The following is a 13736-nucleotide window of genomic DNA, read 5'->3' on the forward strand; positions in this document are numbered from 1 at the left end:
AGGGAAGTAATTCCCCTAGGGAGGTAAAAAGAAATGGCTATTAATATCGCACTTGCGGGTAACCCGAACTGTGGTAAAACTACCATGTTCAACGCCCTGACAGGAGCTAACCAGTATGTTGGTAACTGGCCAGGTGTTACCGTAGAAAAAAAAGAAGGTAAATTAAAAGGAAAGAGAAAAGGGGAAGACATCACGATCACTGACCTTCCTGGTATCTATTCTCTTTCACCATACACATTAGAAGAAGTAGTCAGCCGAGACTTCTTATTAAATGAAGATCCAGATGTTATCATCGACTTAGTTGATGCAACAAATATCGAAAGAAACTTATATCTGACAACACAGCTGATCGAAACTGGTGTACCAGTTGTCATCGCTTTGAATATGGCAGACTTATTAGAAAAACGTGGAATCAAAATTGATGTGGAACGTCTTTCTATGTTATTAAACTGTCCAATCGTTGAGACATCCGCATTAAAAGGAAAAGGTCTTGACGAAGTAGTAGAAGAAGCGATCAAAGTTGCGAAGAAGAATACCGTAGATCTTCCAAAAGAGATCTTTCCTAAAGATTTAGAAGCAGCGATCGCAGAAGTTAAAAATGTACTTCCATCATCTATTTCTGAAGATAAGAGAAGATGGTATGCAGTAAAATTCCTGGAAAATGACAGCAAAGTAGCAGAAAGCGTAGCACTTTCAGGAAATGGTGCAAAAGTTATAGAAGATAACAGAACAAAGATTGAAAAAGCCGAAGACGATGATATGGAAAGTATCGTAACAGATGGACGTTATCAGTTCATTCAGAAGATCGTTTCTACTACAGTGAAGAAGAGCGGAGAAAAGTTAACGATCTCTGATAAGATTGACCGTATCGTGACAAACCGTATCTTAGGTATTCCAATCTTTATTGCGATCATGTTTGTTGTATATTATATTTCTGTAACAACGATCGGTACATTAGTAACAGATTGGACAAATGATACATTTGTAGCTGAGATGATCCAGCCAGCAGCACAGAATTTCTTAGCAGGAATCGGTGCAAGTGCAACAATTCAGGATCTGATCGTTAATGGTATCATTGGTGGTTTAGGAGCTGTCCTTGGATTCGTTCCTCAGATGGCGATCTTATTCTTATTCCTGTCTATCTTAGAAGACTGTGGATATATGGTACGTATTGCGTTCGTAATGGACCGTGTATTCCGCCACTTCGGATTATCAGGTAAATCCTTCATTCCATTACTGATTTCTTCAGGATGTGGAATCCCTGGTATCATGGCATCTAAGACGATCGAACAAGACAACGATAGACGACTGACAATTATGACAGCAACATTCATTCCATGTGGAGCGAAACTTCCAGTTATCGCTATGATGGGTGGTGTTATGACAAGTTATGCAACAGGAAGTTATAAAGCAGGTGGATTAATGGCACCATGTATGTACTTCATTGGTATCGTAGCCGTATTAGTTGCAGCAATCATCTTAAAGAAGACAAAACCATTCTCTGGAAAACCAGCTCCATTCGTAATGGAACTTCCACAGTATCATATCCCATCTGCTAAGACAGTATTACTTCATGTATGGGAAAGATTAAAAGGATTCATCATCAAAGCCGGAACAATCCTGTTCTTAGCTTGTGTTGTTATGTGGTTCTTAGGTGGATATGGATTCGTCAATGGTTCATTCGGAGCTGTTGAAGATCCAGGAAACAGTTTATTAGCAGTTATCGGTGGAGCGATCGCACCAATCTTTGCACCACTTGGATTTGACAACTGGAAAGCTGTTGCAGCTTCTTTATCAGGATTCTCAGCAAAAGAGTCTATCGTAACAACAATGGGTGTACTTGCAAACGTAACTGGAGATGCATCAGAAGATGCTGTCACAGTAGCAGAAGCAGTAAGAACTTGGTTCCCAAGTGCTGTAGCAGCATTTTCATTCTTACTGTTTAACCTGTTAGACTCTCCATGTTTAGCAGCAATCTCTACAATGGCAAAAGAAATGCAGTCTAGAAAATGGTTCTGGTTTGCGATTCTTTTCCAGAATATTTTTGCTTATGTTGTAACGCTGATCGTATATCAGATCGGTACATTTGCAACAGGTGGAGCATTTACAGTAGGAACAGCAGTAGGTATCGTATTATTGCTTGTAATGTTATTCCTGCTATTCAGACCAGATCCATATAAAGATCAGAAGGTATATTCAAAGAGATCTGTTCAGGCGTAGTCAAAATGGTATATAATAGAGGGGCTGGATGTGTAAACATCCGGCTTCTTGCTTATAGAATTTCATATAAAAAAGATATGATATAAAGGAGGGACGATTATGAATCCAGTAAGTATTATCATATTGTTATTGATCATTGCATATTGTGCATTTGTTATTTATAAACAGGTGCAGAAGAAGAAACAAGGCGGATGTGGAGGCAACTGTGCAGGCTGCTCAGGATGCAGCAGTTTTCAGGTGAAGGATTCATCAGTCAAGAAAAAAGGAAGGTAATCAGCAATGGGAAATTCAACAGGTTCTATGTTTTATGCATTTGCAATCTTTATTGGATTATATCTTATCGGGGTGATCGGATACCAGCTTTATAAACTGATCCGTAAATTACTAAATAAATAATAAAAAGGGGATAACATAAAATGGCAGATATTATTATTGTACTGATCCTTATTGTCATTGCAGTTTTTGCACTCAAACAGACAAAGAAACATATGCAGGGAGAAAGTCCTTGCTGTGGCGGTGGATCAGGAAGTATAAAGAAAGCAAAAGAGAAACATTTAGATGGTCCTGTGATGGGAACAAAGATCATGAAGATCAAAGGCATGACTTGTGAGCATTGTGTTAACAATGTGACAAATGCGATCAATAAAGTTCCTGGAGCTTCTGCAAAAGTATCTTTAAAAGATAACGAAGCAATCATTTCATACGATCGTGAATTAAGTAATATTGAGCTTAGAAATGCAGTAGAAGAAGCAGGATATAAAGTCGTATCACTTTCATAGACAGTAAAAAAGCACTTTTGAAATCTGTAAAGAAATAAAAAGTGCTTTCATTTTAAATTATTTATCCTGACTGCTTAGTGCATCAATGTGGGTCTGAGAATTTAGATGATCTTTAATTGCACGAAAACTTTCAGGACTGATCACATGTTCCATACGACAGGCATCTTCTGCTGCAATATCAGCAGGAACCCCAAGGTTTATAAGCATGTTAGATAAAACGGTATGACGCTCAAAAATAGTTTCAGCGATCTCATGTCCGGCATCAGTCAAAGAAATAAATCCATCAGAATCAACAGTGATCAGTTCAGAATTACGAAGATTCTTCATGGCAATGCTGACACTCGGTTTAGAGAAGTTTAAATAATGAGCAATATCAATGGATCTTACAGACCCTTTGTTTTGTTTCAAAATTAAAATTGCTTCCAAATAATTTTCAGCGGATTCTTGTATTTTCAAAAAGATTCCTCCTTACTAATATTATATCTCTGATTAAGAAGATATGTTTATTTTAGTTATTATTCTAACATAAACAAGATGGCTTTTCAATGGAAGCACATGAGAAAAAAATACCGCAAAAAAACAAGAAAAGTTGATAAAAAGTATTGACAAAACAGTTAGACAATGCTAACCTTATATATGTAATTAGATGAGACTAACTCATCAAGACGACCTTTATATAGTATAATCATTTATGTAGTATGAATGCGAGATAAAGTGTCATGCCATAGACTTTATCCCGCATTTATGCATACAATAGTAAGACAAGGTGGAAAACAGGATGTGTCAAGAGCAAGTAGAAAGAGCACTACAACAGAGTGGTAAGAGAATCACACAACAGCGAAAGATTCTTTTAGATGTCATCCTGAATGGAGACTGGGAGTGCTGTAAAGAGATTTATTACGAAGCAGTCAAACGAGATCCCTCCATTGGAATGGCAACTGTATACCGCATGATGACAACATTAGAAGAGATTGGAGTCATCGAGAGAAGATGTGTATTTCGTGTTAAAGATGAAATAGAGCTTTAATTAAAATTTAATAATTTATAGAAAAATTAAGAAAGTATTTGGTTTCATTCAATGAAATCAAATACTTTTTCTGTTATAGTAAGAGTATGAAAAAACAAAGAGGAGAAAAGTATTATGAAAAGAATGATAAATAATATACTTCTTATCATATGTATTTTTATATTTTGCATCAGTACATGGAAACTGTATGGATATTACAGATCGTATAAGAAAGCAAAAGATACATACAGCAAGATTGCAAAGGAAAATGTTAAGATATCAAAGAATAAGCGAAAGATTGATTTTAAGAAGCTGAAATCACAAAATCAGGATATTGCAGGCTGGATTTATATCAGGGGCACGACGATTGATTATCCGATCGTTCAGGGAAAGGATAATGAGGAATATCTACATCAGGATTTTAATAAGAAGAAAAGCAGTTCAGGAACTGTTTTTTTAGATAACAACTGCAAGAAAGATTTTACTTCAGACAATAATATTATCTATGGACATCATATGAAGAATGGGACGATGTTTGCACAGCTTCTCAAATTCAGAGAGAAATCTTTTTTGAAAAAACATAATGAGATCATGATATTTACGCCAGACAGGACAATACATTTGAAGGTGATCAGTGCGTATGCACAGAAAGCCCAGAATAAGATTCCGGTTACATTTGCAAATGACAAACAAAAGAAAGCATATATAAAGAAGATTGAAAGTATGAGCGAACAAACGATCAAGACATCCAGGATCAATGACAGCCATATTTATACATTTGTGACATGCAGCTATGAGGGGGAAGACAACAGGACTTATGTACATGCTGCAGAAGAATAGTAAATATATTTAGAAAGTGTCAGGCATAAGATGAAGAAAATGAAACTAACCAAGAAGAATAAAAGAGAATTAAAAGCTATTTCAGCGGTTCTGATATTATTTGCAATTGTGTTCCTATGGATTGTTCAGACGATCGGATTACCAATAGAAACATATATAGATCGTGGAAAGATCAAGGTGATCGATGTCTCATCTTATAACGGAACAGTAAATTGGAAGAAAGTAAAGGATCAGAAGATCAATCATGCAATGTTAAAGATTGGCTCTGGAATCGATCAGAATAAAAAAGGAAGCAAGGACAGTAGATTCAGTACTAATTTTCGCAATGCAGGGTATGCATCAATCCACAGAGGTATTTATTATTATTCTTATGCGAAGACAACACAGGATGCGAAGAAAGAAGCAAAGCATTGTCTAAGCCTTTTAAAAGAGCAGGGAATTACTCCAGAAGATCTGGATCTTCCAGTTGCATTCGATATTGAAGAAGAGGCAACATTTCAGACAGGTAGAAGTAATGTCACGGCAATCACAACAACATTTTGTGATGCACTGAAAGATGCAGGATATGAACCAATGGTATATTCAGGAGCCTCAGCGTTAAAAAGATTTTTTGAATATCATAAGATCAAGTCGTATAAAATATGGGTAGCACATTATACAAAGGCAAACAGACCGTCTGTACCTTTCCGCTATGATATGTGGCAGTATACAAGTAAAGCCTCTGTTTCAGGAGCAAATACGAGTGCTGGATATTGTGATCTTAATTATTATCTGGTTAAGAATGTAAAAAAATAAAGAACCCCTTTTAGCTAAAGGAGTTCTTTTTTGATGTCATATAATATGAGCAGAAATTTCCATTAAAATAGAAAATAGAAAACAAACACCAACTGCGGCAAAAAAAGAAAAACCAGCGGATTTCTCTTTTGGCCATGAAGCACGGTATTGTTTATAAAACCATGTTTTCATATATCCAAGGCGGCCATTTAAATAAGCGATTGCAATGATCAGCAGAATACTTAATACAAGTCCGATCAGAGCCATTGGAATGGAGGCAATGATCGTTGTAAGATCTGTGCTTGAGACATTGCCAGAAGCCGTGTTGGCAGCTGTATTAAAGATATCGGTTTTTGATAGCAGATAAGTCAATAATAGTGATGATCCATTAAAAACCATATGAGCAGTCATAGAAGATAGGATGGAATCAGAGGCTTCGATCAGGAAGCCAAAGACGATTCCAAGAAAAAAAGCATAACAAAACTGTTGAAAGTTCATATGGGCAATTCCAAAGAACAAAGCACTTAGCAAAATTCCTTTGATCGGATTAGCCTTGCGGACTCTGGAATAAACAACGCCACGAAAGATCGTCTCTTCTACAAGTCCTGGAAGAAATGCTGTCGTAAGGATAGATAATGAAAGATTTTGCATTACCTTTTGAGTCATCGTTGTTGTTGTCATATCTTTAAAAAATAAATTTGCGATCAGTGTAATGAATCCGGCAACCGGACGGATCGTAAATGCTAGAAGTATGATAAGAAAAAACGATCCAATATGAATCGGATGAATCCGTAAGGTTGTTTTAATATCATCGCCACAGATCTTAAGATAGATCAAGGTAGCAGCCAGTAAAACAACATAAAATAATCCAGTAAACAGATCACTGTCTGTAATAAAAAATCTCAATCCTATGGAAAGACCGAAATACAGGATTACATAAAAAATGCTGAAAAAACCAGCTGATTTTATATAGTTCATAGAGTTACCTCATTATTTTTTTAAAATGCCATTATCAGTGATCGTGATCATACCATCTTTTAACAGGCGGCCAACAGCACGCTTGAAGGCGGCTTTGCTAAGACCAAGTTCACGTTCGATCGTAGCAGGTCTTGCTTTATCATTAAATGGAAGACGTCCATCATAGCTTTCAATCGTTTCCATGACTAATTTTGCATCACGGTCAATCTGCAGATAAGCTTTCTCATGAGGGCTTAAAGATAATTTACCGTCATCAGCAACTTTTGTGACACGAAGGCGTAGCTGCTCACCAATAGAAATCTTATTGTGAATCTCACGTTTTGGAATACGACCAAGGAACTGATCTTCAACAGCAACAAAAGCGCCATGGTCAGGATTGATATTATACACTGTAGCGTGTACCCAGTCATTCACTTTAAAATTATGCTCAGTAGATAGTAATTTACCAATCTTCATTGTTGCACAAAGACGATTACTTTTATCGATATAAAGAGATACAAGATATTCTTTGTTTGGACGGATATGACCTAACTGTTCTTTAAAAGGAAGAAACAGATCTTTTTCTAAACCCCAGTCCAGAAAGGCACCGATCTTGCTGACTTCTTTGACGCGGAGTGGACGGATCGCACCTAAAGTGATCTTTGGAATATGAACGGTTGCAATCGGACGGTCTTCAGAATCTTTGTATACAAAACAAGAAATTTTATCTCCGATTTTTGCATGTTCTGGAACCTGTTTGGCAGGAAGAAGAATACTTCCTTCTGTCACATCTTTTTGGTCATTAACGTATACGCCAAAATCCTTTCTTTTTACAATGTATAAATCTTGAAATTTACCTAATTGAATCATAGTTATCCTCTTTCTTAATTTTTAGATTTGTCAGACACTTAATCATTGATTTTTGTCGTTTTCACACATTATAACACAGTTCTATAAAAAAGCGAAAGAAAAAGCCAGAAGACAGCATAAAATCGTGCTTTATTTGAAGTTTTTACTTGACTTAGATGAGGAAAGACTATAGAATTATCTTATGCAAATTCACAGACATAAACGAATATGTTTGATTTGAGATTAGGAGGAAAATTTAATGAACAAGACAGAATTAGTTGCAGCAATTGCAAAGAAAACAGAATTGTCTAAAAAAGATGCAGAAAAGGCATTAAAAGCTTTCACAGATGTAGTAGCTGAAGAATTAAAGAAAGGTGAGAAAATCCAGTTAGTAGGATTTGGAACTTTTGAAGTAACAGAAAGAGCTGCACGAGAAGGAAGAAACCCTCGTACAGGAGAGATGATGAGTATTGCTGCTTCTAAAGCACCTAAATTCAAAGCAGGAAAAGCTTTAAAAGATATTGTAAACGAATAGAATGTTCATTTAATATTATAAACTGCCGGTTCTCATAGATCCGGCAGTTTTTTCTATATGATTTTCTATGATGAGTTGGGAGGAGAATATTATGCGTTTGGACAAATTTTTAAAAGTATCAAGATTGATCAAGAGAAGAACTGTCGCGAATGAAGCCTGCAGTGCAGGGAGAGTGTTAGTAAATGGCAAAGCGGCCAAAGCCGGAACGAATGTAAAACCTGGAGATCGTATTGATATCCAGTTTGGAAATCGAGAGACAGCCGTAGAAGTTGTTTCTGTTGCAGAAACTGTAAAGAAGGATGAAGCGGCAGATCTGTACAAATTTTTATAGGTATGTTTTTTTGGCTCCTTTCATAAGATGTATAAAACATTTTGGAAAGGAGCTAATTTATGATAGAGGAAAGACAACCTGTAAGAGCACATAAGATCAGTTTGTTAAACCGAAATCTTGGAGTGATCACAGGAGTAAAGGATGTTGTCTCATTTGACCTTAACGAGATCATTCTTGATACGGATCAGGGATTATTGATGATCAAAGGGATCAATCTTCATGTAAAGAAATTGTTGGTGGAGAAAGGCGAAGTGGAGATTACAGGTAAGATCGACAGCTTTTTATATTCTAATATGGATGAAGAACATGGAAAGAAAGAAGGATTTTTAGGAAGGTTGTTAAAATAATGCAAGAGGTTGTGACGGCACCGCTTATGTTCTTTTTATCTTCCATTTTGCTTGGGATAGGACTTCTTGGTATCTATGATATTTTGCGGGCATTTCGAGCAGTAATTCAACATGGATTATTTTTTACAGCAGTTGAGGACATTTTGTATTTTATGTTTGTGGCAGTCATAAGTTTCTGGTTCCTTTGTACATATAATCATGGGGAATTAAGAGGATTTTTTTTTATAGGGATATTTATAGGAATGTTTCTATATTATATAAAAATAAGTTCATATGTCATATCATGGCTTATATATTTTTTTTCAAGGATAACCAACATTTTTAAAATTATATATGAGATAATTACAAAACCTATGATTTCTATTCAAAGAAATATAAAATGGAGATTGAAAAAAGAGAAAAAAAACGTTACAATGGCACTAAAGAAACAAACTAAAAGAGGTGGTCAAAGTGGCACGAAGGAGAAAACAAAATAATATGGACCAGAGAACGAAGGTCATTCTGGTTATTGTGGTTGTATTTGTGGTCATCTTGGCATTTGCTTATATGAATCTTCATCAGAAGTCAAAGAAACTTGAGAAAGAGCAGCAACAGGTAGAAGCTCAGATCAAGAAAGAGAAAGAAAAGAAAGATGAACTAAAGAAGAAGAAAGAATATATTAAGACAAAAGAATTTATTGAGAAGACTGCAACAGAGAAGTTTGGACTATTATATCCAGGAGAATATCTTCTGAAGGGTTCTGACTAGGAGATGATCAAAATCAAACATTCTTGGCATTTTCCGTCTGGTGAAGATTGACAGGGGAAGATGCCAATCTAAAACATTTACACTCATATAATTTTCCGGAGAAGGGATGAAGGCGAAAGTTTTCATCCCTTCTCCACTGTTTTATTTATATTATGAAAATTACTTTTTGCTATTCTTGCTATTTCTTGTCAGTCGGCTATAATAAGGATAGTGTATACAGAGGCAAAGAAAGGCAGAGGAAAAGACGATGCTCAAGATACAATACAGAAATGCAAAAGATGGTGGAATTGAAGTACTTCGATGTTTCAGCCAGGAGCAACAGGTAACGATTCCAGCACAGATTGAAGGAAAGGCAGTTACAAAGATTGGTGATTATGCATTTTCTTCGCACAAAAGAAAAGAAGACGAAGCAAAGGAAATTAAAATCGGAGAAGATTTTTTTGAAAATGAAGAAGAACCGATGTTTTGTGGAGAAAACGTCAAAGAAGTTTATCTTCCGCATACAGCAGTTGAGATTGGGAAATATGCGTTTTACGGATGTGTAAATTTAACAACTCTTGGATTTTCAGATTCTCTTTTAAGAACCGGGGCGGGAATTTTTACAGGATGCAAATTACAAAAGATATGTTATGATGTCTATGAAAATAAAAAAAGTGCATTGCGTGATGTTGTAAGGGATACCCGTTTCCCTTTGCAAGTGCATATAAATTATAAGAATGAAGGTACAAAAAGCTGTTTGTTTTACCCAGAATATTATGAGGAAGCGGTAGAGAATACACCAGCAAGAATTATAGAAACACATTTTCATGGAACAGGATATCAGTATCGTCAGAGCTTTTTGAGAGGAGAAATTGATTATCGAAAATATGATGACGTATTTCCAGTGGCCGCAGTACAGGAAGATCCAGATATTATCTGGAAAATCTTATCTGGCCGTATGTTGATGCCATATGGAATGTCTGATTTTGCATGGATGCAATATGAAGGCTATATAAAGCAGCATCAGTGTGAAATGATGAATTATCTGACGGAAGAGAACCAGATGCCATTTGTACAGTTTATGGCAGAAAAAAATTATTTTACAAAAGATGGGATTGAAGCAGCGATTGATTGGGCATCAAAAAAACATAAAACGGAACCTTTAAGTTTTTTGATGAATGAACAACATAAAAGATTTCCAAAGAAAAAGAAAACTTTTGAATTGTAACAGGTAGGAAAAGAATAAAAAATAAAAGGATATGACGAGAATGGAAGAAAATATCAATGAACGTCTCAGTGAACTTGGGACAAAGATTCTTGCGACAACAAGAAATGAATTATATATCCATATGCGTTTTTTAGATGTTGCATTGAGCAGTTTTGCCTATGTGATCGATCCTTCTGTAAATGGCGTGGGAACGGATGGAATGTGTATGTTTTATCATCCAGGAGCTCTTGGAGGAATGTATAAAAGCAGCAGAGTGAGAATGAACAGAGCTTATCTGCATATGGTCTTGCACTGTATTCTTCATCATATAACAAGAAGAAAAGGAAGGGACAAAACATTGTGGAATATTTCCTGCGATATTGCAGTGGAATCCATTATTGATCACTGGCATTTAAAATGTATCCATATGGTACAGACAAGGCTTAGAAAAGATACATACAGGCAGATTGAAAAGAAGTTAAAAGTATTTACGGCAGAGGGAATTTACAAATACCTCGTCTCTTTAGGGCTGGATGAAAAGAAGCAGAAAGAACTGCAGATGGAATTTCATGTAGATGATCATCAATACTGGCCGGAAGATCCAAAACAGGATCTGCATCAGGAAGTAGAAAATAAATGGAAAAATATCAGTGAAAAAACAGAAACAGATATGGAAACATTTTCAAGTGAGGAGTCACAGCAGGCGGGAGATTTGATCGGACAAGTACAGGTTGAAAACAGAGATCGCTATGATTACCGAGAATTTTTAAGGAAATTTTCTGTTTTAAGAGAAGAAGTCAGTGTTGATCCAGATTCTTTTGATTATATATTTTACAGTTATGGACTTTCGATGTACGGAAACATGCCGCTGATCGAACCACAAGAATGGAAAGAAGTAAAAAAGGTAGAAGATTTTGCGATTGTTATTGATACGTCAATGTCGTGTTCTGGAGACCTTGTAAAGAAATTTCTGGAGGAAACTTATGATGTATTAACAGAAGCAGAAAGCTTTTTCCATAAAGTAAATATTCATATTATTCAGTGTGATGAGATGGTGCAAAATGATCAGAAGATCACAGATGAAAAAGAATTAAAAGAATACATGGAACATTTGGAATTGATCGGAGAAGGTGGAACAGATTTCCGCCCAGCATTTGAGTATGTCAATCAGCTGATCGAGCAAGGTGAATTTTATCATTTGAAAGGACTTATCTATTTTACAGATGGAAAAGGAACCTATCCAAAGAAGAAACCATCATATGAGACTGCATTTATCTTTATGCAGAAAGAATACGAAGATATAGATGTACCGCCATGGGCGGTCAAACTGATCGTTGATGCGGAAGATCTTGATGAAGGAGAAGAAGAACATGAACATTAAAAGAGCAAAACAGGAAATTAAAGATTCCATTGAAGCATATTTAACAAAAGATAACTACGGGGAATACAAAATCCCATCCATAAGACAGCGTCCAATTCTTCTGATGGGACCTCCGGGAATTGGAAAAACACAGATCATGGAACAGATTGCAAGAGAATGCGAGATTGGTCTGGTAGCTTACACGATCACACATCATACAAGACAAAGTGCGATCGGACTGCCATTTATCAGAGAAAAAGAATATGGAGGACAGACATATTCTGTTACAGAATATACGATGAGTGAGATCATAGCATCTGTTTATGAAAAAATTGAACAGACAGGAAATAAAGAGGGAATTTTGTTCATCGATGAGATCAACTGCGTATCCGAAACATTAGCACCAACGATGCTTCAGTTTCTACAGTGCAAGATGTTTGGTAACCAGAAAGTACCAGATGGATGGATCATCGTGGCAGCAGGAAACCCACCAGAGTACAACAAATCTGTTCGTGATTTTGACGTTGTAACACTGGACCGTATGAAGAAGATCGATGTGGAAGCTGACTATGAAGTATGGAAAGAATACGCATATCAGGCAGGAATCCATCCAGCAATCCTTGCGTATCTTGAAATCCGCAAAGAATATTTCTATCGTATGGAAACAACCGTAGACGGGAAAGCGTTTGTTACAGCCAGGGGATGGGAAGATCTTTCTCAGCTGTTAAAAGTCTACGAAGAATTAGGAAAAGACATCGACAGAGAAGTTGTTTTCCAGTATTTGCAGCATTTAAAGATTGCCAAAGATTTTGCTAACTACTACGAACTTTACAAGAAATACAAAGAAGATTATGGTATTGAACGCATCTTGCAAGGACAATGGAATCAGGAAACGATCGGAAGACTGAAATTTGCAGCATTCGATGAAAAACTAAGTGTTGTAGGTTTATTAAACGGAAAATTATCCGAAATGTTTGCCCAATCTTATCGTCAGGATGCCTATGTCACAGAATTATTTGGCTGGTTAAAACAGTTAAAAACAGGAAAAACATTAAGTCAGGTGGTAAAAGAGATTCACGAAGATTTTAATGAAAAGAAAAAGACAGAGAAACTCGGAAAAGCTCAGGAACATATGCTGCTTGATGTGATCAAGACTCTAGAAGGGTACGAACAGATCAGCAAGGCAGAACACTTAGAAGCTGATGCAGAATTTGAACGTGTCCGCGAAGAATTCAAGAAAGAACCAGAAAGGTTAGAACAGCAGATTGAAGATACATCTAAGGCATTAGACAATGCATTTGATTTTATGGAAGAAGCCTTTGGACAGAGCCAGGAGATGGTTGTGTTTGTAACTGAACTGAATGTGAATTATTACAGCGTTTGGTTTATTAAGGAAAATGGATGCGATAAATATTATCAGTATAATAAGGGGCTTTTGTTTGATGAACAGCAGGAGCAGATATTAGCTGAGATGAATGAATTAGAGAAGAAATTTTAATTTTATAATTGGCAAATTGTAAGATTGGAAAATTTGAGAACTTTTCCCGTTAACTTCAAGGAATGTTGCATTAAAGCAACATTCCTTTTATTATTTATGCGCGTCGGTTGTTATACAAAAAAATTACCTTTCGGTTTACAATCAATACAAAGCGGATATAAGGGATATTATTTCCATTCTGTTATCGATTGTTTTATGGATCAAGTGCAGAAAAAGGATATAAGTTTAAGAAAGATCAAAAAATAAGAATAAAATCGAATTTTGTAAAAAATGATGAAAATTTAATACAGAAGTAAAAAACAGTATT

Annotated in this window: 17 protein-coding genes; 14 read left to right on the plus strand and 3 right to left on the minus strand. The window is 36.0% G+C overall.

Annotated features, from left to right (window positions below):
• Positions 1 to 33: 33 nt before the first annotated feature.
• The 3 genes from feoB to KE503_RS01580 all read left to right on the plus strand — a co-directional run bounded on the left by feoB (position 34) and on the right by KE503_RS01580 (position 2999).
• Positions 34 to 2220 carry a ferrous iron transport protein B gene (feoB, locus tag KE503_RS01570; protein ID WP_212384342.1) on the plus strand — a complete coding sequence of 729 codons (2187 nt, stop codon included), beginning with the start codon at positions 34 to 36 and terminating at the stop codon, positions 2218 to 2220.
• A gap of 99 nt (positions 2221 to 2319) precedes the next feature.
• Entirely contained in the window at positions 2320 to 2493 is a 174-nt protein-coding gene (locus tag KE503_RS01575; protein ID WP_008394058.1) for a FeoB-associated Cys-rich membrane protein, read from the plus strand.
• 143 nt (positions 2494 to 2636) lie between these two features.
• A complete protein-coding gene (locus tag KE503_RS01580; protein ID WP_055196271.1) occupies positions 2637 to 2999 on the plus strand; it encodes a heavy-metal-associated domain-containing protein in 363 nt (120 codons plus the stop codon).
• 57 nt (positions 3000 to 3056) lie between these two features.
• Here the strand turns inward: KE503_RS01580 and KE503_RS01585 are convergent, their stop codons facing one another.
• On the minus strand, positions 3057 to 3455 hold the full coding sequence (locus tag KE503_RS01585; protein WP_212384343.1) for a metal-dependent transcriptional regulator: 399 nt from the start codon (positions 3453 to 3455) through the stop codon (positions 3057 to 3059).
• Positions 3456 to 3777: 322 nt separating this feature from the next.
• Here KE503_RS01585 and KE503_RS01590 point away from each other — a divergent pair, with 322 nt between their 5' ends.
• The 3 genes from KE503_RS01590 to KE503_RS01600 all read left to right on the plus strand — a co-directional run bounded on the left by KE503_RS01590 (position 3778) and on the right by KE503_RS01600 (position 5640).
• On the plus strand, positions 3778 to 4026 hold the full coding sequence (locus KE503_RS01590) for a transcriptional repressor (RefSeq protein WP_022374383.1): 249 nt from the start codon (positions 3778 to 3780) through the stop codon (positions 4024 to 4026).
• A gap of 114 nt (positions 4027 to 4140) precedes the next feature.
• Complete coding sequence (srtB, locus tag KE503_RS01595) at positions 4141 to 4845, plus strand: class B sortase (protein WP_212384344.1); 705 nt, start codon at positions 4141 to 4143, stop codon at positions 4843 to 4845.
• Positions 4846 to 4875: 30 nt separating this feature from the next.
• Complete coding sequence (locus KE503_RS01600; RefSeq protein WP_022374381.1) at positions 4876 to 5640, plus strand: glycoside hydrolase family 25 protein; 765 nt, start codon at positions 4876 to 4878, stop codon at positions 5638 to 5640.
• A gap of 36 nt (positions 5641 to 5676) precedes the next feature.
• Here the strand turns inward: KE503_RS01600 and KE503_RS01605 are convergent, their stop codons facing one another.
• Both KE503_RS01605 and KE503_RS01610 read right to left on the minus strand, forming a co-directional pair.
• Positions 5677 to 6597 carry a CPBP family intramembrane glutamic endopeptidase gene (locus tag KE503_RS01605; protein ID WP_070097199.1) on the minus strand — a complete coding sequence of 307 codons (921 nt, stop codon included), beginning with the start codon at positions 6595 to 6597 and terminating at the stop codon, positions 5677 to 5679.
• Between the two features lie 12 nt (positions 6598 to 6609).
• Positions 6610 to 7446: a CvfB family protein gene (locus KE503_RS01610; protein ID WP_212384345.1), complete on the minus strand. Its 837-nt coding sequence runs from the start codon at positions 7444 to 7446 to the stop codon at positions 6610 to 6612.
• Between the two features lie 238 nt (positions 7447 to 7684).
• Here KE503_RS01610 and KE503_RS01615 point away from each other — a divergent pair, with 238 nt between their 5' ends.
• The 8 genes from KE503_RS01615 to KE503_RS01650 all read left to right on the plus strand — a co-directional run bounded on the left by KE503_RS01615 (position 7685) and on the right by KE503_RS01650 (position 13429).
• A complete protein-coding gene (locus KE503_RS01615) occupies positions 7685 to 7960 on the plus strand; it encodes an HU family DNA-binding protein (RefSeq protein WP_055196268.1) in 276 nt (91 codons plus the stop codon).
• Positions 7961 to 8051: 91 nt separating this feature from the next.
• Entirely contained in the window at positions 8052 to 8291 is a 240-nt protein-coding gene (locus KE503_RS01620) for an RNA-binding S4 domain-containing protein (protein ID WP_022374590.1), read from the plus strand.
• Between the two features lie 59 nt (positions 8292 to 8350).
• The gene (gene yabP, locus KE503_RS01625) at positions 8351 to 8638 is read left to right on the plus strand and encodes a sporulation protein YabP (protein ID WP_022374591.1); all 288 of its coding nucleotides are present in this window, start codon (positions 8351 to 8353) and stop codon (positions 8636 to 8638) included.
• The gene (yabQ, locus tag KE503_RS01630; RefSeq protein WP_022374592.1) at positions 8638 to 9114 is read left to right on the plus strand and encodes a spore cortex biosynthesis protein YabQ; all 477 of its coding nucleotides are present in this window, start codon (positions 8638 to 8640) and stop codon (positions 9112 to 9114) included. Before yabP ends, yabQ begins: the two co-directional genes overlap by 1 nt.
• A 1-nt stretch (position 9115) precedes the next feature.
• Complete coding sequence (locus KE503_RS01635) at positions 9116 to 9385, plus strand: septum formation initiator family protein (RefSeq protein ID WP_022374593.1); 270 nt, start codon at positions 9116 to 9118, stop codon at positions 9383 to 9385.
• A gap of 247 nt (positions 9386 to 9632) precedes the next feature.
• Complete coding sequence (locus KE503_RS01640) at positions 9633 to 10592, plus strand: leucine-rich repeat protein (protein ID WP_249182927.1); 960 nt, start codon at positions 9633 to 9635, stop codon at positions 10590 to 10592.
• Positions 10593 to 10632: 40 nt separating this feature from the next.
• Positions 10633 to 11952, plus strand: coding sequence for a vWA domain-containing protein (locus KE503_RS01645; RefSeq protein ID WP_212384346.1), 1320 nt, complete (start codon positions 10633 to 10635; stop codon positions 11950 to 11952).
• The gene (locus KE503_RS01650; protein WP_022374596.1) at positions 11942 to 13429 is read left to right on the plus strand and encodes an ATP-binding protein; all 1488 of its coding nucleotides are present in this window, start codon (positions 11942 to 11944) and stop codon (positions 13427 to 13429) included. Before KE503_RS01645 ends, KE503_RS01650 begins: the two co-directional genes overlap by 11 nt.
• Positions 13430 to 13736 lie beyond the last annotated feature (307 nt).

Source organism: Anaerostipes sp. Marseille-Q3525 (assembly GCF_018223505.1).
Taxonomy (GTDB): Bacteria; Bacillota; Clostridia; order Lachnospirales; family Lachnospiraceae; genus Anaerostipes; species Anaerostipes amylophilus.